Genomic DNA, 24973 nt, shown 5'->3' on the forward strand with positions numbered 1-24973 from the left:
GGCGCGGGCGGCCTGTTGCCGACGCGCCAACGCTCACTCAGTTCCGCAGCGGCTTGCCGGTCTTGAGCATGTGCGCGATGCGGGCCTGGGTCTTTTCCTGCTGCGCCAGTTCGACGAAGTGCTTGCGCTCGAGCGTGAGCAGCCACTCCTCGTCCACCCGTGCGCCGCGATCCACGTTGCCGCCGCACAGGATGGTGGCGATGCGTTCGGCGATCTCGTAGTCGTAGGCGCTGATGAAACGACCTTCCAGCATGTTGACCAGCATCATCTTGAAGGTGGAAATGCCGACATCGCCGGCCACCTGGATGCGGCGGGCGGGCAGCGGCGGGCGATAGCCGGCCTCGGCCAGCGCGCGCGCCTGCGCCTTGGCGATGTGCAGGAGTTCGTGGGCGTTGTAGGCCACCCTGTCGGTGTCGCGCAACAGGCCAAGTTCCTTGGCATTGACGGCGGAATTGGACACCTTGGCCATGGCGATGGTTTCGAAGGTCTTCTTCAGTTCGGCGAACACGTCGCCGCCCGGGCCTGCGGCCTGCGACGCGCGCACCGCCAGTTCCTTCAGGCCGCCGCCCGCAGGCAGCAGGCCCACGCCCGCTTCCACAAGGCCGATGTAGCTTTCCAGGTGCGCTACCGTGCGCGCACTGTGCATCTGGAACTCGCAGCCGCCGCCCAGCGCCAATCCGCGCACGGCGGCAACCACCGGCACCAGCGAATACTTGATGCGCTGGCTGGTGCGCTGGAAGTTCTCCACCATCGACTCGAACAGTTCAAGCTTGCCGGCCTGCAGCGCGCCCAGCGCGCCGGCCAGGTCGGCACCGGCGGAGAACGGCTCCTTCTGCTGCCACAGGACCAGCCCCTGGAAGTCCTTCTCCGCGATGGAAATGGCTTCCTGCAGGCCATCCAGCACCTGGTCGGAGACGGTGTTCATCTTGGTCTTGAAGCCGACCACGGCGATGCCGTCACCGTCGTGCCACATGCGCACGCCGTCGTTTTCAAACACGGTTTCGCCCGCGCTGAAGCGTTCACCCAGCAGCGGATCGGGGAAACGTTGGCGCTGGTACACCGGCAGCGACGAGCGCGGCAGCGTGGCATTGCGCGATGGGCTGTAGCTTCCTTCTGCGGCATGCACGCCGTCGCGGCCGTCGAACACCCAGTCCGGCAGCGGCGCGCTGCTCATGCTCTTGCCGGCCACGATGTCATCGGCGATCCACTGCGCCACCTGCTTCCAGCCGGAGGCTTGCCAGGTTTCAAACGGGCCCATCGACCAGCCGTAGCCCCAGCGAATGGCCAGGTCAACGTCGCGCGCGGTCTCGGCAATGTCGGCCAGATGGCAGGCGCTGTAATGGAACAAATCGCGGAAACAGGCCCACAGGAACTGCGCCTGCGGGTGCTGGCTTTCGCGCAGCTTGGCGAACTTTTCCGCCGGGTTGCGGATTTTCAGGATCTCGACCACCTCCGGCGCGGCACTGCGGTCAGCGGCGCGGTAGTCCTGCTGTTGCAGGTCCAGCACCACGATGTCCTTGCCGACCTTGCGGAAGATGCCGGCGCCGGCCTTCTGGCCCAGTGCGCCCTTGCCAATCAGCGCATCCAGCCATGCCGGCGACTTGAAGTAGCGGTGCCACGGATCGTCGGGCAGGGTGTCGCCCATGGTCTTGATGACGTGGGCCATGGTGTCCAGGCCCACCACGTCGGAGGTGCGGTAGGTCGCCGACTTCGGGCGCCCGACCAGCGGCCCGGTCAGGCCATCCACTTCATCGAAGCCCAGCCCGAACTGCTGGGTGTGGTGGATGGTGGACAGGATCGAAAACACGCCGATGCGGTTGCCGATGAAGTTCGGGGTGTCCTTGGCGTACACCACGCCCTTGCCCAGCGTGGTGGTCAGGAAGGTTTCCAGCCCTTCCAGCACGACGGCATCGGTGGTCCTGGCCGGAATCAACTCGGCCAGGTGCATGTAGCGCGGCGGGTTGAAGAAATGCACGCCGCAGAAGCGATGGCGCAGCTGTTCGGGCAGCACGTCGGCCAGCTTGTTGATGCCCAGGCCCGAGGTGTTGGAAGCCAGCACCGCATGATCGGCCACGAACGGGGCGATCTTCTTGTACAGATCCTGCTTCCAGTCCATCCGTTCGGCGATGGCCTCGATGATCAGGTCGCAATCGCGAAGCTGTTGCAGCCCGCTGTCGTAGTTGGCCGGGGTGATGGCTTCGGCCAGTGCCTTGCTCGCCAGCGGGGCCGGGCTGAGCTTGCCGAGGTTGGCGATGGCCTTGAGCACGATGCCATCGGCCGGCCCGTCTTTGGCAGGCAGGTCGAACAGCACGGTGTCCACACCGGCATTGGTCAGGTGGGCGGCGATCTGCGCGCCCATCACGCCGGCGCCAAGGATGGCGGCGCGGCGCACAAGCAGTTTCTGCGACATGGTAACTATCTCCTTGAAAATTCAGGTGGCGTCGGCGTTGAAGCCGGCAGAAACGAAACGGATCAATGCCTTGGCGGCGCGCTGCCGGTGGGCGGCTTCAGTGACCCCGGCCGGGCGCTTGATCAAGCCGAAATCCGCCATGGCGTAAGTCAGTGCGCCCGACAGGAAGTCCAGCCGCCAGTACAGCTCTTCCTTGCCCAGCGATGGCACGCAGGCGGCAATTGCCTTGGCAAATTCGCGCGGCACGTGGCCGTACTGGTCGGAAAGGAACTTGCGCAGGCCGGCGTTGCTCTCGGCGTAAGCGCGCGCGATGACCCGGATGAAGGCGCCGCCGCCGTTGCGGTCGCGGGCCATCGCCAGCGCGGGCTCCACGAACGCGGCAAGAATCGGCTCCAGCTGCCCCGGGGACTGTTCCAGCGCGGCGTGCAGCGCGTCCAGGCGCCGCTGGCTCATCTCGTCCATGCGCCGCCGGAACACTTCGTTGACCAGATTGTCCTTGCTGCCGAAGTGGTAATTGACCGCGGCGATATTGACGTCGGCGCGACTGGTGACCTGGCGCAGCGAAGTGGAGGCAAAGCCCTGCTGGGCGAACAGCTCTTCGGCCGCATGCAGGATTCGATCTTTGGTCGAGAAGTGCGGCAGGCTCATGGATGAAATTCATTCAAACGATTGTTTGATATTGCGCCGATCGCAAGAAGCCGTCAACTACCGGCGGAGCCAGCGAAAACGGGTTCCCCGGCACTCGCGCCGGGGCGTCAGCCCAGCAGCACGAAAACGGTCACGATGGCCAGCAGGGCCAACGGGTACAGACTGGCGTGATCGAACAGGCGCGCGGCCTGGCGACCGTCCAGGCTGCGCGTCACGCGCAGGGCCGGCAACAGCAGCAAGACCAGCCCGGCCAGCAGCAGCGCCAGCTGGAACGGCCAGCCCAGCGCAAGCGGCGAAAGCCTCGGCAGCAGCAAGCTGAAAGCCACGGTCAGCGCCAGCAGCAGGCAGGTCAGCACGCCGGCCGCGCGCAGGCCGAAGACCAGCGGAATGGTGCGCGCCCCGATACGGCGGTCTTCCTCGATGTCGTTCCAGTCGGCCGGGATGTTCTGCCCGCCGATCTCCCACGGCATCAGCCACGCCAGCATCAGCGCCAGCCCCGCCCACGAGGGCTGGGGAACCACCGCGAACACCGCCGCCACCGGGCCGGCGGATTTCACCAGCCCGCTGACCACGGTGCGCCACCAGGTGACCTTCAACAATTTGACGTACACCACCTCCAGCACCGTGGCGCCCAGCAGGATTGCCAGGATCATCGGGTTCAGCAGCCAGATGCCGGCGACGGCCACCGCAAACCACAGCGCAAACCAGGCCACGGCGCCCTTCATGCTGATCAGGTTCTGCGCCAGCGGGTAGCGCATCTGCGAGGCTTCCACCGCATAGCCGGCCTTGAGCCCGCCGGCCACCTTTTCCTTGTCGTCCTTCACCCCGATCAAATCATTGAGCGCGTAGATCGCGGTATAGCCGGCCAGCGCCGTCAACAGGCACAGCCCAAGCACCTTCCAAGACGGGAAATGCCCCAGCCACAGCAGGGCGACGAAGCCCGGCATGGCGATGTCCAGCACCCCATGGGTGGAGCGCGACAGCGCAAGGAAACGTCGAAGCATGCTCACTCCTTGTTGGCGAAGCAGGCCATGTAGTTGATGTCTTCGCGGTTTGGCGCAACCCGGAAGCGGCGTGTCAGCGGGTTGTACATGAGGCTGGCCACGGCGCTGAACTGCAGCCCCGACGCGGCGCTCCAGCGGCGCAGCTCATCCGGACGAATCAGCTTGGCGTAGGTGTGGGTGCCGCGCGGCAACAGGCCCAGGATGTATTCGCCGGCCACGATGGCAAACGCGAACGCCTTGAAGGTGCGATTGATCGTGGAGAAAAACGCCACCCCGCCGGGCTTCAGCAATTTGGCGCAGGCGGCGATGATCTGATCCGGATGCGGCACGTGCTCCAGCATTTCCATGCAGGTCACCGCATCGAAGGTGCCGGCTTCTTCCTGTGCCAGCGTTTCCACGTTCATGTAGCGGTAGTCGATGTCCAGCCCGCTTGCCTCGGCGTGCTGGCGCGCGACTTTCAGCGACAGCTCGGACAGGTCGATGCCGGTGACCCGCGCGCCGGCCTTGTGCAGCGCTTCGGTCAGGATGCCGCCGCCGCAGCCCACGTCCACCACGCGCGGGCTGGCGGTGGCAATGCGGTCGGTGATGAAGTTCAGGCGCAGGTCGTTGATCGCATGCAGTTGCCCCATCTTGCCGGCCGGGTCCCACCACAGCTGGGCGATGCGGTTGAAGTGGGCGATTTCCGCGGCGTCAACATTCTGCGATGCGTTCATGTCTGGGGCTGTGTCCATGCGGTCAAGGTGTGGATTGAAGCGGCGAGCTCGGCGCGGGTGATGTCATCGGCGAACACGCAGGCGCCGATTGCCGAGGGCAGCGGCACATGCTGCCGGCCGTTGCGGTGCTCGATGCGGTCCTGCAGCGATTGCCACATCAACTCGACGTCCAGGAGTTCGATCGCAGGCGTGATGCCCAGCGTGGCGACCAGGGCCAGGATGCGCGTGGCATCGGCTTCGCCCAGCAGCCCGCGGCCGCATGCAATGGCAGTGGAGGCCAGGATGTCCAGCAGCACCGCCTCGCCGTGCAGCAGGTGCTCCTCGTGGCGGGTTTCCAGGCCGTAACTGAAGGTGTGGCCGAAATCGACTTTGCGCGCCAGCTCGTCTTCGTAGAGGTTCGGGGCCAGTTCTTCCAGCATGCCTTCGATGGCGCGATCGAGGATGTGCGCGCTCTGCGCGCCCTGGAACGCCGAGGCCATGCCGGCTGCGCCGAAGGTTTCCAGCTGCTGGAACAGCCCGGCATCCTTGATCACCGCCAGTTTGATGATCTCGCACATGCCGTTGCGCAAATGGCGGGGCTCCAGCGTGGCCAGCAAGCGTCGATCCAGCAGCACCCGCGCCGGCGGTTCGAAACTGCCGATGCGGTTCTTGAACCCGTTGAAATTGACTCCGGTCTTGATGCCGACCGAGGCATCCACATAGCCCATCAGGGTGGTGGGTACCTTCACGTGCGGGACGCCGCGCCGGTAGCTGGAGGCCACGAAGCCGACCACGTCGGTCAGCACGCCGCCGCCGATGGCGATGATGGGCTCGTCGCGGCGATGGATGGGGAAGTCGTCCAGCGCGCGCAACAGCGACTGCCAGGTATCCATGGATTTCCCGGCCTCGCCGCCGGCAACCGGAACGATCCGCGCCTGCACTTCATGGTGGGCGAAATAGGCATGCAGGCGCTCGCCGTGATGGCGATACACGCAATCGTCCACCACCACGAAGCGGCGGCCACCGTGGATGCGACCGATCGAGAGCAGGGCGGCATTGCCCGGATCGAACACGTCGTCCACGTTGAGCAGGTCGTACTCGATCTGGCGCGTCTCGCTCACCCGCCAGCGCGTGCCTGGCGTGCTTCTCATGCGATCTCCCGCCACGCGCTGCGCTGCGCCAGCACTTCGCTGGCAACGGCCTGCGCGCGGGCAAGGCTGTGGTTTTGCCAATTGCCGCATTGGTCGATGCGCGCATAGGGCACTGCGTGGGCCTCGAGCACCCCCTGCAGGATGGCGTCCAGTGCCGCCTCGATCGCCGTGCGGCGACCTTCATTGCGCAGGGTGAGATAGAAGCCGGTTTGGCAGCCCATCACGCCAATGCCGATGAACTGCTGCGGCATCAGGCGCTGGAATCCTTCCAGCAGGAAGTGCTCGATGGAATGCGACTCCGTGCTGGACAGGCAGGCGTCGGCGTTGGGCCGGCGCAGGCGCAGGTCGATGCAATACACCACGTCGCCGCCCGAGCAGGGATGGGCAGCGCGCAACTTCACGCTGGGCGCCTTCAGCAGGCGATGATCCAGCTCGCCGACGGTGCCGGCGGGCCAGCCCAGTGCCTCGTAGTCGATCATGGCGGGGTTCTGCATCCGGTCAGGCCGATTGCGCAATGGCGGCCAGGTGGCGATGGCTGGCCGCCAGCGCTGCCTGCCAGGATTCCACGTGGTGGTACAGCTCGACCGAGCCGAAGCCGTTGAAGCCGTTGTCGTTCAGCGCCTTGAAGCTGGCTGCCAGATCCAGCGTGCCTTCGCCGGGGATTTCGTGGAAATGCACGATGCCGGTCAGCGTATTGGCCACCATCTTGTCCACCAGTGCCGGGCCGCGCGCGCCACGCAGGAAGGCAATGATGGGATGTGCGCGTTCCAGCACCTCGTAGGACAGTCCCGGCATCGAAATCAGATAGGTGAAAATCTCGTCGTCCAACGCCGAGTTGCCGGCATGCAGGCTGGAATACGCCACCAGCCGCAGCGCGGCACTGACGCCTGCGCGCGCCAGATGGGCATCGATCCGCGCACGTTGCGCAGGCGTTGGCGCGTCATCGCAGAAATACATCGGTTGCTTGCGATCCACCAGCAGGAACGCCGCCGTGGCCGGGAAGTACACCAGATAGCTGGCAAACCCCATGTCGAAATGGAGTTCGTCGGCATCCGCGACGATTTTCAGGTTGTAGCCTTCGCGCGCGTCCGAAATATGCAGATAGCGCGCATGCGCCGCCGCCTTGCCCAGCGCGCCGATGTAGTCGGTCTCCGAGCAATAGGCGTGGCAGATGTCGATGTGCAGCGCGAAGCGCTTGTCGCCCACCGCCTCGATCAGCGCCAGTCCCTGCTCCATCGTTTCGATGACCATCCCTGGCTCTGGCTCGATCAGCAGGGTGATGTCCTCGTCATCGCGGATTTCACGCAGGCACTCATGGATCGAGTCGGCCAGCAGCTCGCAGGGGTCCACCTCCGGGTGACGCGCGTGCTCGTCGCGACGGAAACCGCTGCCGAAGGTCACCAGGTTCACGTCCAGATGCCGCGCGACCCGGATGCCGCGTTTGACCAGGTCGATCCGGCGCTTGCGTCCGGCCAGGTCCAGGCTCAACAGTGACGGCTCATGCGGGCGCTGCGGCGTGAAGAAATGCGAGGCGGTGGCCACGCAGGGGGCCGCGATGCCGGACCGGGCAAGCTGCTGTTTCACCGCGTCCAGATCGGCGTCGGTCAGGTTGAATGGGTTGAACTGGTCGCGATGGAACGACAGTTCGACCCCCGCATAGCCCGCCTTGGCCACCGCATCGATGGCGTCGAGGAACGGCAGGTTGGTGAGGCCGAAGGTGCTGTAGCTGAGCTGGATCATGCCCGGGAACCGTGTTGAACAGGCGCGAGGAAGAGCCGCAGGCCGCATTCGGCTGATGCATGGCGTCGCCCCGCGATGAGGACGCCGTGCCGGCGTGACATCCGTGTAGCCTGCGGGGTGTCGCCGGGGGCTGCCATGACTCACGTCAAGTTTTCCCGGCAGCTTCTTCGCTTGGCAGGCACCGGCAGGTGCGAATCGCTGCCGATATCAGCTAGAATCCGCACAAGCCAAATCGGCCAAACCCGCGCCAGTACGCGGGTTTTTCTGTTATCCTCGGGCGCTCCGGCATGGACGCCCACCAATCCCCGGAGAGTCCCATGGCGCTGGAGCGCACCCTTTCGATCATCAAGCCCGATGCCGTTGCCAAGAACGTGATCGGCGAAATCTATTCCCGCTTCGAGAAGGCTGGCCTGAAGGTCGTGGCCGCGAAGATGAAGCACCTGTCCAAGCAGGAAGCCGAAGGCTTCTATGCGGTTCACCGTGAGCGCCCGTTCTTTTCGGCGCTGGTCAACTTCATGATTTCCGGCCCGGTGATGATCCAGGCACTGGAAGGCGAAGGCGCGGTGCTCAAGAACCGTGACCTGATGGGCGCCACCAACCCGAAGGACGCCGCCGCCGGCACCATCCGCGCCGACTTCGCCGACAGCATCGACGCCAACGCCGTGCACGGCTCGGATTCACTGGAGAACGCGGCGATCGAAATCGCCTATTTCTTCCCGGCGACCGACGTCTTCGCGCGCTGATCCGGCAATGAGCGAATCCCGCGCCCCGGCCATCGACATCACCTTGCTGGACGGGGCAGGGGCGTCGCACGGTTCCGTGCCGGCCACTGCCGGCGCGGACACCCGCACCAATATCTTCGACTTCGACCGCGCCTCGCTGGAGCGCTTCTTCGAGGAAGACCTGGGCGAAAAGAAATTCCGCGCCCACCAGGTGATGAAGTGGATCCATCACCGCTACGCCACCGAATTCGCGGACATGACCGACCTCGGCAAGGCGCTGCGCGCCAAGCTGGAGGCGCGCGCGGTGGTGCGTGCGCCGCTGGTGGTGTTCGACAAGGCGTCCACCGACGGCACCCACAAGTGGCTGCTGGGCATGGATGCGAAAAATGCCATCGAAGCCGTTTATATCCCCGACAAGGGGCGCGGCACGCTGTGCGTGTCTTCACAGGTGGGCTGCGCGCTGAACTGCACGTTCTGCTCCACCGGCACCCAGGGCTTCAACCGCAACCTCTCCACCGCCGAGATCATCGGCCAGGTGTGGGTGGCAGCGCGCCACCTCGGCAACGTGCCGCACCAGCATCGCCGCCTCACCAACGTGGTGATGATGGGCATGGGCGAGCCGCTGGCCAATTTCGACAACGTCGTGCGCGCGATGAGCATCATGCGCGACGATCTCGGCTACGGGCTGGCCAACAAGCGCGTCACCTTGTCCACCGCTGGCCTGGTGCCGATGATCGACCGCCTGGCGGTTGAAAGCGACGTGTCGCTGGCGGTGTCGCTGCATGCGCCGTTCGACGAGCTGCGCACCCAGCTGATGCCGATCAACAAGAAGTACCCGCTGGCGGAACTGCTGGATGCCTGCGTGCGCTACGCGCTGCGCAAGAAAGGCGCATCGGTCACCTTCGAATACACCCTGATGAAGGGCGTCAACGATCAGCCCGAGCATGCCCGGGCGCTGCTTGGGCTGCTCCGGGATTTCGATCGCCGGGTGCAGATGAAGGGCGCCGCCAAAATCAACCTGATCCCGTTCAATCCCTTCCCCGGGACCGGTTTCCAGCGGCCAGACGACAGCGCCATCCGCGCGTTCCAGAAGCAACTCAACAATGCCGGCATGATCGCGCCGGTGCGGCGCACCCGCGGTGACGACATCGATGCCGCCTGTGGCCAGCTGAAAGGCCAGGTGACGGATCGCACGCGGCGCTCCGCCGAGCACCGCAAGCGCCTGTTGGCGCAGGGAGTCAGTGATGTGGCATAAGCCGCTTGTGCCCGTCTTGCTGGGCTGCATGCTGGCAACCGGCTGCAGCCAGCTGGAGCGGCTGACCATCGTTCGCCCCAGTGCGAAGCAGCGCAGTTACACGCAAGTGGCGCCCACCTATGACGTGAGCGGCAAAAAAGGACACGCAAGCGTGGATCCCGAGCTGCTGCTGGCCAGTGCCGCCGACATGCTGCAGCGCGGCCAGCTGGACGAGGCCGAGCATCTTGCGCGCAAAGCGCTGGCCACCAAATCGAATTCCGGCGACGCCAATACCCTGATCGGGGCAATCGCCGATGCGCGCGGCGACTCCGCGGCCGCCGGCAAGGCCTATTACGCCGCCGCTGCCGGCGGCGGTGGCAATGGCGGCTACGCCAACAACTACGGCGGCTGGCTGTGTGCGAACGGGCGTGCGGCGGAGTCGCTGGAATGGTTTGACCGGGCCTTGGCTGACCCCGCCTACGCAACCCCGGACGGCGTCTTGGCCAATGCAGGGGCGTGTGCCCACATCGCTGGCCAGGAGGATCGTGCCGAAGCCAACTGGCGGCGCCTGCTGGCGCGGAATGCGCAAAGCGTGCCCGCGCTGGCGGGCCTGGCGGAGCTGGAGTTCGATCGTGGCAATGGATTGGAAGCGCGCGCGTTTGCCGAGCGCTGGCTGGCATTGAGCCCTGACGATGCCGATGGATTGCGCCTGGCTGCGAAAATCGAGCAAAAACTGGGCGACAACGTGGCCGCTTCGCGCTATCTTTCGCGTTTGCAGGCGATTTCCCCGGGCCCAACCACGGTGCCGCGCACGCAATGAACGCGAACCATCTGCCAGACCCCACCCATCAGGCGCTTGCCGGCTGCGGCGCACGTCTGCGCGCAGCGCGCGAAGCAGCGGGGCTTGGCGTTGACGAGGTCGCTGCCCGCCTGCGCATGCCGGTGCGGGTCGTGCGCTCGCTGGAAGCCGAGGACTGGTCGCGGCTGGGTGCGCCGGTATTCGTGCGTGGTCAGGTGCGCAGTTATTCGCGATTGCTGGGCCTGACCACTGCTCCGATGATGGCAGCGCTGACGGTGGACCAGGTGGAGCCGACCAGGCTGATCAGCCGCACGCATACGCCGAAAGCGCAGTGGTGGGCTGAACAGATAGGCCGGCGGCTGGTTTACATCGTGCTGACCCTGTCGCTGGCGATTCCGGCCTGGGTGGCGACTCGCCAGCATCTGGCAGGCGTACCTGCCGGTGTGGCGGCGCTGGACGCGCCGGCCGAATCCCCTGCGGGTACCGCCTCGCCGGCCCCGGCAACGCCACGCACCATGGTTGCATCGATGGCCCCGGTGACGGCAGCCGCAATGACCACGCCGGCGGCGGACATCGTGCTGCAAGCGACCGGCAAGACCTGGCTGAAAGTCATCGGCAGCGACGGCGGCATCCTCGAGCAGGCAACGCTGGCGGCCGGCGATGCACGGCGTTACGGAGCGGCGCAGGTGCAGGGGCTGACCATCGGCAACGCGTCGGCCATGCAGATGGAAGTCGGCGGCCGCGCCGTCGAGGTGACCGAGCATGCGCGCGCGAACGTCGCCCGCTTTGCGGTATCCTCCGACGGCTCGCTTGTCGCGGCAGACTGAACCGCGCCCCGCGCGGGATGTCCAATCACGTAATTCAACAACGCCCCGTCCTGGATGACGGGCGAGAGGCAGCATGGCGATTGATGAACTGCTCAACGAGCATGAACAGAGCGAACAGGTACGCACCTGGATTCGCAACAACGCGCTTGGAATCGCCGGTGGCGTCGGGCTTGGCCTGGCACTGATCGCCGGCTGGAACTGGTGGAAGGATCAGCACCTGGAAAGCAGCAAGAGCCTCGGCGCCAGCTATGCGAAGGCCGTGGCCGCGTTCGAGGAAGGCAAGATCCCGGCAGACAAGGGCAAGGCCATTTTGTCCAGCTTGGACAAGGGCAACCCGGCGCTGGGCACGCTGGCCGCCCTGCAGTTGGCCAAGGCGCAGGTGGATGCGGGCAGGCGCGACGATGCCATCGCCACCTTGCGCGGCGTGCAGCATGTGGAAGCCGATCTGAAGCCGGTTCTGCAATTGCGTTTGGCGCGTCTGCTGATTGACGCAGGAAAGCCCAAGGATGCGTTGCCGCTCCTGGGCAACGAGCATGATGCCGGCATGCTGGAAGTGCGCGCCGACGCACAGTTTGCGCTTGGCGATTTCGCCAAGGCACAGGACACCTATCGCAAGGCCCTGACCCTGATCGACGTGGGCGACCCGCAGCACCGGCTGGTCACCATGAAACTGATCGAGGCCGGCGGCGTGCCGCCGCATACCGAGGACAACCGCTGATGATCCAGGGCAAGTACCGTTCTTTGCGCCTCCTGGCTGCCGCCGGCATTGCCGTCGCCATGCTGTCCGGATGTGCCAGCGTCAAGAACATGTTCGGTGGGCGCGGCAAGGACAAGTCCGCCGAACCGGCCAAGTTGGTCGATTTCGCGCCCAGCGCCACCGTCAACCGCGTGTGGTCGGCCTCGGTCGGCAAGGGCGAAAAGGATTTGGGCATCGGCCAACATCCGGTCATCGATGCCGGCCATGTCTATGCGGCGGCGGTCGATGGCGGCGTGTCCGCGTTTGATCTGGCTGCCGGCAGCCTGCTGTGGCACCACGATTCCAAGCTGCACCTGAGCGGTGGTCCCGGTGCAGGCGATGGCCTGGTGGTGGTGGGCGGGCTGGAGGGGGAAGTGGTTGCCCTCGACGCCACGGACGGCCACGAAAAGTGGACGGCAAAGGTCAACAACGAAGTGCTTTCCGCGCCGGCGATTGGCGGCGGCATGGTGTTCGTCCACTCCAACGATGGTCGCGTGACCGCATTTGATGCGGCCAGCGGCGAGCGCCGCTGGTTCTACAGCGCCGACATGCCTTCGCTGACGGTGCGCGGCACCGGCGGCATCACGCTGGGGCCGGGCATCCTGTTCGTCGGCGGCGACAGTGGCACGTTGACCGCACTCAACATGAACGATGGCAGCGCCATCTGGTCCACCCCGGTCGCCGAGCCCGATGGCCGCAGCGAATTGGAACGCATGGTGGATGTCGATGGCGAAGCCGTGATGGAAGGCACCATGCTGTTTGCATCCAGCTACAAGAACCACACCATCGCCATCGATGGCCCCAGCGGGCAGGTGATGTGGAGCGGTGACCACGGCGGCGTGCGCGGCCTGGGGCTGAGTAATTCCGCGGTGGTCGTCAGCGACAAGGACGGCAACGTCATCGGGCTGGACAAGAACAGCGGCGGCAGCTTGTGGCAGCAGTCGGGGCTGGCCAACCGCAATGTCTCGGCTCCTGCCGTGCAGGGCGATTATGCGGTTGTCGGTGATTTTGAAGGCGTCGTGCACTGGATTCGCCTGAGCGACGGCGCGTTCGCCGCGCGCAGCAAGGTGGGCGCGGCCGTGACCGGCAAGCCGGTGGAAGCCGACGGTATCGTGGTCGTGCAGGGCATCGATGGCAAACTGACCGCTTTCAAGCTGCAGTAATGCGGCGCTGCCAGCCCGGGCTGGCACCCACGCGCGGCCCCGGCTACCCTGCCGGGGCCGTTGTTGTTTTTTTTGACTGGATGCGCGCTGCATCCACACCCAAGGTTTGAACCGATGCTTCCCCTCGTTGCCCTGGTCGGGCGCCCCAATGTCGGTAAATCCACCCTGTTCAACGCGATGACGCGTACCCGCGATGCGCTGGTGCACGATCAGCCGGGCGTGACCCGCGATCGCAATTACGGCGTCTGCCGCCAGCTGGAAGGGCGCCCGTTCGTGCTGGTGGACACCGGCGGCATTGCCGGAGAGGACGAAGGCTTGGCCGGAGCGACGGCGCGGCAGTCACGGGCGGCGGCGGAAGAAGCCGATCTGATCCTGTTCGTGGTCGATGGCCGCGAGGGTGCGTCATCACTGGATGACGACATCCTGCGATGGCTGCGCAAGCTCTCGAAACCCACCTTGCTGGTGATCAACAAATCCGATGGCATCGACCTGAACAGCGCGCTGTCCGAGTTCGCGCGCTACGGATTCCCGGATGCGCAGCCGGTGTCATCGGCGCACAGAACCGGCATCGACGAACTGCTGGCCCGCGTGGCCGCGCTGCTGCCTGTGGAAGGCAGCACGGAAACACTGGACGATGATCCCGGGCGCGTCCGCATCGCCTTCGTGGGGCGTCCCAATGTAGGCAAGTCCACCTTGGTCAACCGCATCCTCGGCGAGGAGCGGATGATCGCCTCCGAAGTGCCGGGCACCACCCGCGATTCGATCTCCGTGGACCTGGAGCGCGAGGGGCGCAAGTATCGGCTGATCGATACCGCTGGCCTGCGCCGCAGGGCGAAGGTGGAGGAGGCTGTCGAGAAATTTTCGGTGGTCAAGACCCTGCAGGCGATCGAGCAGTGCCAGGTCGCGGTGCTGCTGCTGGATGCCACCGAAGGCGTGACCGACCAGGACGCCACCGTGCTGGGCGCCGTGTTGGATGCCGGCCGTGCGCTGGTGGTGGCCATCAACAAATGGGATGGACGCACCGACTACGAACGCCAGCAGGCCGAAGCGCTGGTGTCGCGCAAGTTGGCGTTCGTCGATTGGGCGGAAAACGTGCGGATTTCGGCCCTGCATGGGTCGGGGCTGCGCGAGCTGTTCCGCTCCATCCATCGCGCGCACGCATCGGCGACCAAGGTATTCAGTACCGCCGAGGTCACCCGTGCGGTGGAAGCGGCGTATGTCGCGAATCCGCCGCCGGTGGTGCGTGGCCACGTGGCGAAGATGCGTTTCGCGCATCCGGGCGGCGAAAGCCCGCCGACCTTCATCGTCCACGGAACGCGCCTGAAGACACTCAGCGCAACCTATCAGCGTTATCTGGAGAATTTCTTCCGCAAGCGTTTCAAGCTGGTCGGCACGCCGATTCGTTTCATCTTCCGCGAGGGTGAAAACCCCTACAAGGACAAGAAGAACGTGCTCACCGAGCGCCAGGTCGCCGCGAAACGCCGCCTGATGCGGCACGTCAAGCGCAGCGGCTGATGCCGGCTGCGGGCGGCATCACGCTCGGGATCCTCGCGGGCGGCCAGGCCACGCGTCTGGGCGGGCAAGACAAGGCGTGGATCCAGCGCGGCGGGCAGCCGCAGGTGCTGCGCATCGCCGGTCGTTTCACCAGCGACTGCTGCGCCGTGCTGGTCAGCGCCAACCGTGATCTGCATCGATACCCGACACGGGGGTTGCTGGCGGTGCCCGATCGCCAGCCCGGGCTCGGCCCCATCGCTGGGCTGGACGCCTTGGCGGCGGCCTGCGCCACTCCCTGGTTGTTCACCCTGCCGGTGGATTTGGTCAATGACGATGCGCGCCTGCTGACGGCGTTGGCGCAGGCGGCAGGGCAGGGCGCGGTTGCCTGCGATGACGACGGCCTGCAACCACTGGTGGCGCTGTATCGGGTGGAGACGCTGCGCGCCGCGCTGGCGACCTCCATCGCCGCTGGCCAATATTCGGTGCAGAGGCTCCAGGCAGCACTGGGATTGAAGCAGGTCGCGCTTGCGGGGTTGCGCCTCGGCAACCTCAATACGCCCGCCGATCTTGCCGCAGCCGGCTGCACGATCCTGCCCGAATGAGGATGCGCAGGCGATAATGCGCGCATGACCCTGCGCAGCCTGTCCCCCGCCGACGCCCATATTCGCCAGTGTGCAGGCGCGTTGCTGATTGACATACGTGCCGCGCACGAGCGGGCACTGGGCATGGCGCTGGATGCCTACGGGGTTGCCCGCGAGGTATTGGAACGCGACCCGCGGGCGCATTTGCCGGAGACCTCCATCGAGGTGCTGCTGATCTGCCAGACGGGGTGGCGCTCCGCGCAGTGCGCGCAAGCCTTGCTGGCCCGCGGCTATCGCAACGTGGGCACGGTGGAGGGCGGCACCGAGGCATGGGAACGCGCAGGCCTGCCGATGCATGCGGCCAGGATCGACGCCGATTTCGCCGAACGCTACTCGCGCCACCTGCGCTTGCCGGAAGTTGGACTGGACGGCCAGAAAAAACTCCAGGCGGCACGCGTGCTGGTGGTCGGCGCGGGCGGATTGGGCGCGCCGGCGGCGTTTTATCTTGCCGCTGCCGGAATCGGCACGTTGCGCATGGCCGACGATGATGTGGTGGAACGCAGCAACCTGCAGCGACAAATCCTGCACACCGACGCGCGCATCGGCATGCCCAAGGTTGAATCCGCCGCATTGGCGCTGGTGGCGCTGAACCCGCGCGTGAATGTTGAATCCGTGTGCGAACGCGTGACGTCGGCCAACGTCGAGCGCCTGCTCGACGGCGTGGATGTGGTGCTGGATGGCGGCGACAATTTCCCGGTGCGTTACCTGCTCAACGATGCCTGCGTGGCGCTTGGCAAGCCATTGGTGTACGGCGCGGTGCATCGTTTCGAAGGCCAGGTCAGTGTGTTTGATGCGGGCCGCATGCGCGGCGGCGCGCCCTGTTATCGCTGCCTGTTCCCCGAGCCGCCACCGCCCGAGGCCGCGCCCAACTGTTCCGAAGCGGGCGTGTTGGGCGTGCTGCCAGGGGTGATTGGCATGTTGCAGGCCACCGAGGTCATCAAGCTTGTCCTCGGCATCGGCGAGCCACTGCGCGGGCGCTTGCTGCAGTTCGATGCGCTGGCCATGCGTTTTCGCGAAACCCGGCTGACCGCTGACCCGCAGTGTCCGGTGTGCGCCCCTGATTGCGCTTTTCCAGGGTATGTCGATTACGCGGCGTCCTGCGCCGAAGGAACCGGGTGATGCTGCAAAGAGCATGGATGCGTGGTGGGTTGGTGCTTGGGGTGCTGTTGTGGATGGGCTGCGCCAAAGCGGCGGACCCGTGTCCCGCGCTGAGCCAATTGCAGGGCGATGCGCAAGTCGCCACGCGCATCGCGGCGGTCGCCTGTGACGAGTCCCTGCGCTGGAACCGCCCGTTCATCGATGCCGATGGGCGCCTGGCCAGCCTGGTTGCCTACGAAGCCGAAGCCAGCGGGCTCAAGGATGGCGCGGCCCCGTGGCGGCGCGTGGCGTTTTACTGGCAGTTCAGCGGGCTGCTGCCCGCGATGGCCTTCAAGGACGGCGCGAGTGATTGCACCTATGCGGCGATGAGCCTGTCCTATCCGGGCATGGGCTGCCGCGGCTTTGTCATCGACAACCCCTGGTCAGCTGCCTTCATCAGCTGGGTGATGCAGCGTGCCGGCGTGCCCGGGTTTCGCGGCTCGGCCAGCCATTTCGATTACGTGCGAGCCGCGCGCAAGGACAGTGAAAACAGCCCGTATGCCCTGGTCGAGCCGATGTCGGCGCAGCTGCATGTGGGCGACCTGCTTTGCTACGTGCGTAGCGGCCGGGTGTACGGGTTCGCCGGGTTGCTGAAGGTGATCGACGGCGGCAACACCGGTCTGCCGATGCACTGCGACGTGATCGTCGCCGCGGGCGATGGCAAGGCATACGCCATTGGTGGCAACGTGCAGCAAGCCGTCACCCTGCGCCTGCTCAATCTCAATGCCAATGGGCAACTCTGGGGCATGCCGGTGCGCGCCGATGGCGATGTCGCCTGTTCGCCGGATGCCCAGGGAATGTGCAATTTCAACCGCCAGGATTGGGCGGCGGTGCTTCAGCTGAAGCCGCAGGATGTGCTGGCAACGCTGGGGCCGGTGGCAGCGCCAGGCGCGCAGTCAAACCCGCCCGTGGCACCAGCATGCTGCGTCAATTGCGTGCTGGGTTCCGGCATGCCGCGCTGCCCGTTGCCGGGGCAAACGCCACGACTGCAGCCGGAACCGGTGCCGCTGCCGCTGCAAGGCGCGGAGTAGGGCAGTCAGCCCTTGGCGGCGGGTTTGCTGCGCGGGCGCGGTTTGGCGCGCGGATCCACCTGCACGCCAAGCACCACGTTGCAGTGGATGCAGCTGTAGCTGATGCAGCGTGCCCTGCTGTCGCCATCCACCATGCCCACCACGTTTTCGACGTTGACGTGCAATACGCGTTTCCCGCATTTCGGACATTCACCCTGCATGGCCATGCTGCGCTCCCAGACTGGTCTGTCATCCAGAGTTCAACGAAGGTTGGCGGCCGGCGCGGCCAACGCCGGCCAGTGCGCGATAATGACCGCCCACCCGCACGCATCCAACCCGCATGACCGCCAGGATTCTTGATGGAAAGCGCATTGCCGACGAACTGCTGTCGACCCTGAAAGCACAGGTCGATGCGCGCCTGGCCGCCGGCAAATCGCGACCCGGCCTGGCCGTGGTGCTGGTGGGCGGCGACCCGGCCAGTCAGTCCTACGTGCGCAACAAGCGCCGCGCCGCCGACAAGGTGGGTATCCACGCGTTCGACTACGACCTGCCGGCTGGCACCACCGAGGCCGAGTTGCTGACGCTGATCGACACGCTCAACGCCGACCCGCAGGTACACGGCATCCTGATCCAGCTTCCATTGCCCGGCATCCGCGACGCCAGCGCGCTGATCGAGCGCATCCATCCCGACAAGGACGTGGACGGCTTCCACCCGCAGAACGTCGGCCACCTGGCGCTGCGCCAGTTCGGCCTGCGCCCGTGCACGCCGCGCGGCATCACCACGCTGCTGGCGTGGACGGACAAGCCCGTGCGCGGGCAGAGCGCCACCATCGTCGGCGTCTCCAACCACGTCGGCCGGCCAATGGGGCAGGAGCTGCTGATTGCTGGCTGCACGGTGACCAGTTGCCACAAATTCACCCCGCCCGATGTGCTCAAGCGCCACGTGGGTGAAGCTGACATCCTGGTCGTTGCGGTGGGCAGGCCGGGGTTGATCCCGGGCGAATGGGTCAAACCGGGCGCGGTAGTGATCGATGTCGGCATCAATCGCGTGGAAGATGGCCGGCTGGTAGGCGACGTGGGGTACGACGAGGCGGCCAAGCGCGCCAGCTGGATCACCCCGGTGCCAGGCGGCGTGGGGCCAATGACCGTGGCCACGCTGATGCAAAACACGCTGGAAGCGGCGGAATTGGCGGACAGCCGGGCCTGAAACGCGCTACAATGACGCGCTTCCCCACTTCCACACGGGACTGCCGATGCTCCGCATCCTGGCTGAAGCACTGACGTACGACGACGTTTCCCTGGTTCCCGCGCATTCCACCGTCCTGCCGAAGGACGTCTCGCTGGAAACACGCCTCACCCGCGACCTGCGCATCCGCCTGCCGATCGCCTCGGCGGCGATGGACACCGTGAGCGAAGCGCGCCTCGCCGTGGCGATGGCGCAGCTGGGCGGCATCTCGATCATCCACAAGAACATGACCGCACAGGCGCAGGCCGCGCAGGTGGCGTGGGTGAAGAACTTCGAGGCCGGGGTGATCCGCGAGCCGTTCACGGTTGGCCCGGAAACCACCATTGGCGAGGTGCTCAAGCTGACCCGCGCGCGCAACATTTCAGGCGTCCCGGTGGTGGACGAACGCGGGCATCTGGTCGGCATCGTGACCGGGCGCGACATGCGCTTCGAGACCAAGCTGGACGATCCGGTGCGCCACGTGATGACCAAGAAGGACAAGCTGGTCACGGTGAAGGAGGGCGCCAGCGACGATGAAGTCATGGGCCTGCTGCACAAGCACCGCATCGAGAAGGTGCTGGTGGTCAACGACGAGTTCGCCCTGCGCGGCCTCATCACCGTCAAGGACATCCAGAAAAAATCCGACAATCCCAATGCGGCCTACGACAACCACGAGCGCTTGCTGGTGGGTGCCGCGGTGGGCGTGGGCGGCGACACCGAGCAGCGCGTGGAAGCACTGGTCGCCGCCGGCGTGGACGTGATCGTGGTCGATACCGCGCACGGCCATTCGCAGGGCGTGATCGAGCGCGTGGCCTGGGTCAAGCAGCGCTTCCCGCAGGTGCAGGTGGTGGGCGGCAACATCGTCACCGGCGATGCGGCGCTGGCGCTGATGGACGCGGGCGCGGACGCGGTGAAGGTGGGTGTCGGTCCGGGCTCGATCTGCACTACCCGCATCGTGGCCGGCGTAGGCGTGCCGCAGATCACCGCGATCGACATGGTTTCCAATGCGCTGCAGGACCGCATCCCGCTGATCGCCGACGGCGGCATCCGCTACTCGGGCGACATCGGCAAGGCGCTGGTGGCGGGCGCCTCCAGCGTGATGATCGGCGGCCTGTTCGCCGGCACCGAGGAGTCGCCGGGCGAGATCGAACTGTTCCAGGGGCGCAGCTACAAGAGCTACCGTGGCATGGGGTCGCTGGGGGCGATGGAGAAGGGGTCGAAGGATCGCTATTTCCAGGACGCCGCCGACGCCGACAAGCTGGTGCCGGAAGGCATCGAAGGCCGCGTTCCCGTGCGCGGGCCGCTGTCGGGCGTGGTGCATCAACTGATGGGCGGCTTGCGCGCCACCATGGGCTACGTGGGCTGCGCCAGCATCGAGGAGATGCGCGCCAAGCCATCGTTCGTGAAAGTGACCGGTGCGGGCCAGCGCGAGAGCCACGTCCACGACGTGCAGATCACCAAGGAACCGCCGAACTACCGCGCGTCCTGATGCAACCCGCGAAAGGGAGACGCAAGTTTCCCTTTCGCGTATTTCGAGCATGGAATCCCGATGAGCCAGCCTGCCAGCCCCAATATCCATTCCGACAAGCTCCTGATCCTCGATTTCGGCGCGCAATACACGCAGCTGATCGCACGCCGCATCCGCGAGATCGGCGTCTATTGCGAGATCTGGGCCTGGGACCACGACCCGGCGGAAATCGCCGCGTTCGGGGCCAAGGGCATCATCCTGTCAGGCGGGCCGGAATCCACCACCGATGTTGGCTGCCCCACTGCGCCGCAGCAGGTATTTGACAGCGGCGTGCCGATTCTCGGCATTTGCTATGGCATGCAGACGCTTGCCGCGCAGTTGGGCGGCGCCACCGAGGCGGCCGACCAGCGCGAGTTTGGCCATGCCGAGGTGGCCATCATCCACGCCGATGCATTGCTGGGCGGGCTGTCGGATCACGATGGTGCTCCACGTCTGGACGTGTGGATGAGCCATGGCGACCACGTGGCCAAGGCGCCTCCGGGCTTCATCGTCACCGCCACCACCGACCGCATCCCGGTGGCGGCGATGGCGAACGAGGCCAAGCGCTGGTACGGCGTCCAGTTCCATCCCGAAGTGACGCACACCAGGCAGGGCCAGGCGCTGCTGCGCCGCTTCGTGGTCGACATCTGCGGCTGCGCCACCCTGTGGACGGCGGCCAACATCATCGACGACCAGATCGCCCGGGTGCGCCAGCAGGTCGGCTCCGACGACGTGATCCTCGGCCTGTCCGGCGGCGTGGATTCGTCGGTGGTCGCGGCGCTGCTGCACAAGGCCATCGGCGACCAGCTCACCTGCGTGTTCGTCGACACCGGCCTGCTGCGCTGGAACGAAGGCGACCAGGTGATGGCGATGTTCGCCGAGCACATGGGCGTGAAGGTGATCCGCGTGAACGCGGCCGATCGCTACTTCGCCAGGCTCGAGGGCGTCAGCGACCCGGAAGCCAAGCGCAAGATCATCGGCAACCTGTTCGTCGAGATATTCGACGAGGAATCCACCAAGCTGAAGAACGCCAAGTGGCTGGCGCAGGGCACCATCTACCCGGACGTGATCGAGTCCGCCGGCAGCAAGACCGGCAAGGCGCACGTCATCAAGAGCCACCACAATGTCGGCGGCCTGCCCGAGCACATGAAGCTGGGGCTGGTGGAGCCGCTGCGCGAACTGTTCAAGGACGAGGTGCGCCGGCTCGGCGTGGAACTGGGCCTGCCGCGCGAGATGGTCTATCGCCATCCGTTCCCCGGCCCGGGCCTGGGCGTGCGGATCCTCGGTGAAGTGAAGCGCGAATACGCGGAGCTGCTGGCGAAGGCCGACCATATCTTCATCGACGAGCTGCGCAAGGCGGATTTGTACGACAAGACCAGCCAGGCGTTCGCGGTGTTCCTGCCGGTGAAGTCCGTCGGCGTGGTCGGCGACGCGCGCGCCTACGAATGGGTGATCGCGCTGCGCGCGGTGGAGACCATCGACTTCATGACCGCGCACTGGGCGCACTTGCCGTACGAGTTCCTGGGCACGGTGAGCAACCGCATCATCAACGAACTGCGCGGCGTGTCGCGCGTGGTCTACGACATCTCCGGCAAGCCGCCGGCGACGATCGAGTGGGAGTGATCGAGTGCCGGGCGCTGTCCGTCATCGACCCGCACGCGACGTCCAAGCCCGCAGCGATGCGGGCTTTTTCGTGTCGTTGACCGGCATGTTTCGAGGAATCGCTCGAAGAAGGATCAGAAATGATCTCTATGCTGGAAAATGATCAATTTACGGCCCATATTTGAGCCTTTGAATTGTTTGGAATTATGGTTTATAAGTGAGCCGTTCAACTCAACCCGGCGCTTGAAAGTTCATTCATGAGCCTGACGATTGAAGCGACGTCAACGATGACCGCCATGCAGGCCGCGCTCGGCACGCGCTTGGCACGCTTGCGCCTGAGCCGCAATCTGACCCAGGCCAGCTTGGCGCGCGAGGCGGGCGCATCGCTCAGCAGCATCAAGCGACTGGAAGCGGGCGAAAACACGTCGATGGAGACGTTCCTGCGCGTGCTCAAGGCGCTGGGCATGGAGGCGCGCCTGCTGGATGCCCTGCCCAACCCCGATGTGCGGCCGGTCGAGCGCGTCAGACACGGTGGCCGCGAGCGCCGTCGCGCACGCACGAAAGCGGGCACGCCCAAGGCAACAGCGTGGGCCTGGGGGGAGGACGGTGACCCATGACGGACGCCACGGTTCGCCTGTGGGGCCGGGATATCGGCGCGGTGAGCTGGCTGGATGACCGCGAGGTTGCCGTGTTCCAGTACATGCCGGATTTCGCGCAGAGTTCGATCCAGTTGGCGCCCATCATGATGCCGCTTCGCCCGCAGCCTTACGAATTTCGCGGGCTGCCAAACGAGGCGTTTCGCGGGCTGCCGGGATTGCTTGCCGATGCCTTGCCGGACCGGTTCGGCAACGCGCTGATCGACGCCTGGCTGGCGGCGCAGGGCCGTTCGGCCAGCAGCTTCAACCCGGTTGAACGCCTCTGTTACATCGGCACGCGCGGCATGGGCGCGCTTGAATTCCAGCCTGCGTTGGCCAGCGGGCTGCGCCAGTCGCGCGCCATCGAGATCGACGCGCTTGCCCAGTTGGCCAACGACGTGCTCAATCATCGCGAACGGCTGGTCGGCGTGCTCAAGGGCGAGGACGACCGCGCGGCGCTGGAGGACATCCTGCGCGTTGGCACCTCGGCCGGCGGCGCGCGGGCCAAGGCCGTGCTTGCCTGGAACGCGCGGACGGGGGAATTCCGCTCCGGGCAAGTGAAAGCCGGCGACGGCTTCACCTATTGGCTGATGAAGTTCGATGGTATTTCCAACAATCGCGACAAGGAACTGGCCGATCCGCAAGGCTTCGGCCTGATCGAATACGGGTTCCATTTGCTGGCGGTCGCCGCCGGCATCGACATGAGCGAGTGTCGCATTCACCACGAGGGCGGACGCGCGCACTTCATGACGCGCCGCTTCGACCGCGATGCCAGCGGTCGCAAGCTGCACATGCAATCACTTGCCGCCCTGCGCCATTTCGACTTCAACGCCGCGGGGGCGCACTCCTACGAACAGGCAGTGGAAACCATCCGCATGCTGGGGTTGCCGGTGCTGGATATCGAACAGCAGTTCCGCCGTGCCGTGCTGAACGTGCTCATCCGCAACCAGGACGATCACGTCAAGAACATCGCCTTCCTGATGAACCGGAAAGGCGAGTGGCGGTTGTCGCCCGCATTCGACGTCAGCTATGCCTACAACCCCGCGGGAAGCTGGACGCATCAGCACCAGATGAGCCTCAACGGCAAGCGCGACCAGTTCGAGTTGGCCGATCTGGTCCAGTTCGGCGCGTTTTGCGGCATGAAGCCGAAGAAAGCCCGGGACGCCATTGGCGACATCCATGAGCAGGTTGAAGACTGGATGCGCTACGCCGACATGGCCGGCGTGCCCGAGCCGATGGCGGCCAGGCTGCATCGAAGCATGCGGCGGGAAATCGTCCTCTAGTGCGGGGGGCTTGCTGTCATGGCCTTCCTTGCGACAATGGCGTGCCGGAACGCGTGCGCCGAACGTCGGTGACGCAGCGCCGGCTGCTTGAGCGTTGGCAACCCCTGCGAGGCCTTGCGTGACACCCACCGAGCTGATGGCACGAGCCGACGACGACTGGATGCGCCATGCATTGGCGCTCGCCGAGCGCGCCCGGCGCGAGGATGACGAAATTCCCGTGGGCGCGATCATTGTCGATGCCAGCGGCAGCCTCATCGCGGAAGGCTGGAATCGCAACATCGCCGAGCATGATCCATCGGCGCACGCCGAGATCGTGGCGATGCGCAGGGCAGGGCAGGCCGTCGGCAACCACCGGCTGCTGGGCTGTACGCTGTACGTGACGCTGGAACCCTGCGCGATGTGCGCGATGGCGATGGTGCACGCGCGGCTGGCGAGGGTCGTGTATGGCGCGGCCGATCCCAAGACCGGCGCAGCCGGCAGCGTGTTCGATCTGCTCGGCGACGCGCGGCATAACCATCGCGTGGCTGTTTCGGGCGGCGTGCTTGGCGAACAGGCCGGGGCGATGCTGACTGCATATTTCCGCGGCAAGCGCGGCAAGCCGGCTGCGGTCCGCTGACCGCAGCGGCTTGCCGGCGGGCTGCGCTTGCAGGCGTTGTCGCGCGTGCGGGATTCCACGGGCAAGCCGTTATCATGGCGACATTCTTTGATGGCAGGCGACCCCATGGCTTCTGATTCGGTATCCGATCGCTTGATCTGGATTGATCTGGAAATGACCGGGCTGGACACCGACCGCGACGGCATCCTGGAGATCGCGACGGTGGTGACCGATGGCCAGCTCAACGTGTTGGCGGAAGGGCCGGAACTGGCCATCGCCCATCCATTGGCCACGCTGGAAGCGATGGACGACTGGAACCGCAACCAGCACGGCAAGTCGGGGCTGTGGCAGCGCGTGCTGGACGAGGGCGTGCCGCTGGCCGAGGCCGAGGCGCGCACGCTGGCGTTCTTGCAGGCCTGGGTGCCGGCCAACGCCTCGCCGATGTGTGGCAATTCGATTTGCCAGGATCGCCGCTTCCTGCATCGGCTGATGCCTGCACTGGAGCGCTATTTCCACTACCGCAACCTGGATGTCAGCACGCTCAAGGAACTTGCGCGGCGCTGGTCACCCAAGGTGCTGGATGGCGTGAAGAAAACCTCCGCGCATACCGCGTTGAGTGACGTGCACGACTCCATTGCCGAGCTGCTGCATTATCGCGGCCACATGGGTGTCCTGGCTGGCCTGGCAACCGAATAGCCGGCAGGGAGCAAGGCGATTG

The 24973-nt window shown here is 65.8% G+C and carries 25 protein-coding genes; 17 read left to right on the plus strand and 8 right to left on the minus strand.

Annotated elements, in window-relative coordinates; translation table 11 throughout:
• Positions 1 to 37: 37 nt before the first annotated feature.
• From LIW09_RS05820 to LIW09_RS05850, 7 genes are all read right to left on the minus strand, one after another.
• Positions 38 to 2410 carry a 3-hydroxyacyl-CoA dehydrogenase/enoyl-CoA hydratase family protein gene (locus LIW09_RS05820; RefSeq protein WP_256647006.1) on the minus strand — a complete coding sequence of 791 codons (2373 nt, stop codon included), beginning with the start codon at positions 2408 to 2410 and terminating at the stop codon, positions 38 to 40.
• Between the two features lie 21 nt (positions 2411 to 2431).
• Positions 2432 to 3058, minus strand: coding sequence for a TetR/AcrR family transcriptional regulator (locus tag LIW09_RS05825; protein ID WP_256647007.1), 627 nt, complete (start codon positions 3056 to 3058; stop codon positions 2432 to 2434).
• A 107-nt stretch (positions 3059 to 3165) separates the two neighbouring features.
• Entirely contained in the window at positions 3166 to 4062 is an 897-nt protein-coding gene (locus tag LIW09_RS05830) for a UbiA prenyltransferase family protein (protein WP_256647008.1), read from the minus strand.
• A gap of 2 nt (positions 4063 to 4064) precedes the next feature.
• Complete coding sequence (ubiG, locus tag LIW09_RS05835) at positions 4065 to 4775, minus strand: bifunctional 2-polyprenyl-6-hydroxyphenol methylase/3-demethylubiquinol 3-O-methyltransferase UbiG (RefSeq protein ID WP_256647009.1); 711 nt, start codon at positions 4773 to 4775, stop codon at positions 4065 to 4067.
• Positions 4772 to 5905, minus strand: a complete 1134-nt coding sequence (locus LIW09_RS05840; RefSeq protein WP_256647010.1) for a sedoheptulose 7-phosphate cyclase — start codon at positions 5903 to 5905, stop codon at positions 4772 to 4774. The genes ubiG and LIW09_RS05840 overlap by 4 nt, the downstream gene beginning before the upstream one ends.
• Complete coding sequence (locus LIW09_RS05845) at positions 5902 to 6384, minus strand: S-ribosylhomocysteine lyase (protein ID WP_256647011.1); 483 nt, start codon at positions 6382 to 6384, stop codon at positions 5902 to 5904. Before LIW09_RS05845 ends, LIW09_RS05840 begins: the two co-directional genes overlap by 4 nt.
• Before the next feature lie 19 nt (positions 6385 to 6403).
• Complete coding sequence (locus LIW09_RS05850; RefSeq protein WP_256647012.1) at positions 6404 to 7645, minus strand: sugar phosphate isomerase/epimerase family protein; 1242 nt, start codon at positions 7643 to 7645, stop codon at positions 6404 to 6406.
• Positions 7646 to 7962: 317 nt separating this feature from the next.
• On the opposite strand from LIW09_RS05850, the gene ndk reads away from it, so the two are divergent.
• The 10 genes from ndk (at position 7963) to LIW09_RS05900 (ending at position 17429) form a co-directional block, all read left to right on the plus strand.
• Positions 7963 to 8388 (plus strand): nucleoside-diphosphate kinase, encoded by a 426-nt coding sequence (gene ndk, locus LIW09_RS05855; protein WP_256647013.1) that lies wholly within the window; start codon positions 7963 to 7965, stop codon positions 8386 to 8388.
• A 7-nt stretch (positions 8389 to 8395) separates the two neighbouring features.
• Complete coding sequence (rlmN, locus tag LIW09_RS05860; protein ID WP_256647014.1) at positions 8396 to 9622, plus strand: dual-specificity RNA methyltransferase RlmN; 1227 nt, start codon at positions 8396 to 8398, stop codon at positions 9620 to 9622.
• Entirely contained in the window at positions 9612 to 10421 is an 810-nt protein-coding gene (locus LIW09_RS05865; protein WP_256647015.1) for a tetratricopeptide repeat protein, read from the plus strand. Before rlmN ends, LIW09_RS05865 begins: the two co-directional genes overlap by 11 nt.
• Entirely contained in the window at positions 10418 to 11227 is an 810-nt protein-coding gene (locus tag LIW09_RS05870; RefSeq protein ID WP_256647016.1) for a helix-turn-helix domain-containing protein, read from the plus strand. Before LIW09_RS05865 ends, LIW09_RS05870 begins: the two co-directional genes overlap by 4 nt.
• Positions 11228 to 11300: 73 nt before the next feature.
• Positions 11301 to 11945 (plus strand): YfgM family protein, encoded by a 645-nt coding sequence (locus LIW09_RS05875; RefSeq protein ID WP_256647017.1) that lies wholly within the window; start codon positions 11301 to 11303, stop codon positions 11943 to 11945.
• Positions 11945 to 13126: an outer membrane protein assembly factor BamB gene (bamB, locus tag LIW09_RS05880; protein ID WP_256647018.1), complete on the plus strand. Its 1182-nt coding sequence runs from the start codon at positions 11945 to 11947 to the stop codon at positions 13124 to 13126. Before LIW09_RS05875 ends, bamB begins: the two co-directional genes overlap by 1 nt.
• Before the next feature lie 114 nt (positions 13127 to 13240).
• On the plus strand, positions 13241 to 14641 hold the full coding sequence (der, locus tag LIW09_RS05885) for a ribosome biogenesis GTPase Der (protein ID WP_256647019.1): 1401 nt from the start codon (positions 13241 to 13243) through the stop codon (positions 14639 to 14641).
• Positions 14641 to 15222 carry a molybdenum cofactor guanylyltransferase gene (gene mobA / locus LIW09_RS05890; protein ID WP_256647020.1) on the plus strand — a complete coding sequence of 194 codons (582 nt, stop codon included), beginning with the start codon at positions 14641 to 14643 and terminating at the stop codon, positions 15220 to 15222. The genes der and mobA overlap by 1 nt, the downstream gene beginning before the upstream one ends.
• A gap of 24 nt (positions 15223 to 15246) precedes the next feature.
• A complete protein-coding gene (gene moeB / locus LIW09_RS05895) occupies positions 15247 to 16380 on the plus strand; it encodes a molybdopterin-synthase adenylyltransferase MoeB (protein WP_256647021.1) in 1134 nt (377 codons plus the stop codon).
• The gene (locus LIW09_RS05900) at positions 16380 to 17429 is read left to right on the plus strand and encodes a DUF2272 domain-containing protein (RefSeq protein ID WP_256647022.1); all 1050 of its coding nucleotides are present in this window, start codon (positions 16380 to 16382) and stop codon (positions 17427 to 17429) included. The genes moeB and LIW09_RS05900 overlap by 1 nt, the downstream gene beginning before the upstream one ends.
• Before the next feature lie 5 nt (positions 17430 to 17434).
• On the opposite strand, the gene LIW09_RS05905 is transcribed toward LIW09_RS05900, so the two are convergent.
• Positions 17435 to 17635: a hypothetical protein gene (locus tag LIW09_RS05905; RefSeq protein WP_256647023.1), complete on the minus strand. Its 201-nt coding sequence runs from the start codon at positions 17633 to 17635 to the stop codon at positions 17435 to 17437.
• Positions 17636 to 17748: 113 nt separating this feature from the next.
• Between LIW09_RS05905 and folD the strand changes: the two genes are divergently transcribed.
• The 7 genes from folD to orn all read left to right on the plus strand — a co-directional run bounded on the left by folD (position 17749) and on the right by orn (position 24951).
• Positions 17749 to 18615, plus strand: coding sequence for a bifunctional methylenetetrahydrofolate dehydrogenase/methenyltetrahydrofolate cyclohydrolase FolD (folD, locus tag LIW09_RS05910; protein ID WP_256647024.1), 867 nt, complete (start codon positions 17749 to 17751; stop codon positions 18613 to 18615).
• Between the two features lie 46 nt (positions 18616 to 18661).
• On the plus strand, positions 18662 to 20122 hold the full coding sequence (gene guaB / locus LIW09_RS05915) for an IMP dehydrogenase (RefSeq protein ID WP_256647025.1): 1461 nt from the start codon (positions 18662 to 18664) through the stop codon (positions 20120 to 20122).
• A gap of 60 nt (positions 20123 to 20182) precedes the next feature.
• On the plus strand, positions 20183 to 21763 hold the full coding sequence (guaA, locus tag LIW09_RS05920) for a glutamine-hydrolyzing GMP synthase (RefSeq protein ID WP_256647026.1): 1581 nt from the start codon (positions 20183 to 20185) through the stop codon (positions 21761 to 21763).
• Between the two features lie 236 nt (positions 21764 to 21999).
• Positions 22000 to 22359, plus strand: a complete 360-nt coding sequence (locus tag LIW09_RS05925; protein ID WP_256647027.1) for a helix-turn-helix domain-containing protein — start codon at positions 22000 to 22002, stop codon at positions 22357 to 22359.
• Complete coding sequence (locus tag LIW09_RS05930) at positions 22356 to 23660, plus strand: type II toxin-antitoxin system HipA family toxin (RefSeq protein ID WP_256647028.1); 1305 nt, start codon at positions 22356 to 22358, stop codon at positions 23658 to 23660. The genes LIW09_RS05925 and LIW09_RS05930 overlap by 4 nt, the downstream gene beginning before the upstream one ends.
• A 136-nt stretch (positions 23661 to 23796) precedes the next feature.
• Positions 23797 to 24276, plus strand: a complete 480-nt coding sequence (gene tadA / locus LIW09_RS05935) for a tRNA adenosine(34) deaminase TadA (RefSeq protein ID WP_256647157.1) — start codon at positions 23797 to 23799, stop codon at positions 24274 to 24276.
• Between the two features lie 105 nt (positions 24277 to 24381).
• Entirely contained in the window at positions 24382 to 24951 is a 570-nt protein-coding gene (gene orn, locus LIW09_RS05940; protein WP_256647029.1) for an oligoribonuclease, read from the plus strand.
• Positions 24952 to 24973: the final 22 nt, after the last annotated feature.

This window comes from Thermomonas paludicola (assembly GCF_024498955.1).
Taxonomy (GTDB): Bacteria; Pseudomonadota; Gammaproteobacteria; order Xanthomonadales; family Xanthomonadaceae; genus Thermomonas; species Thermomonas paludicola.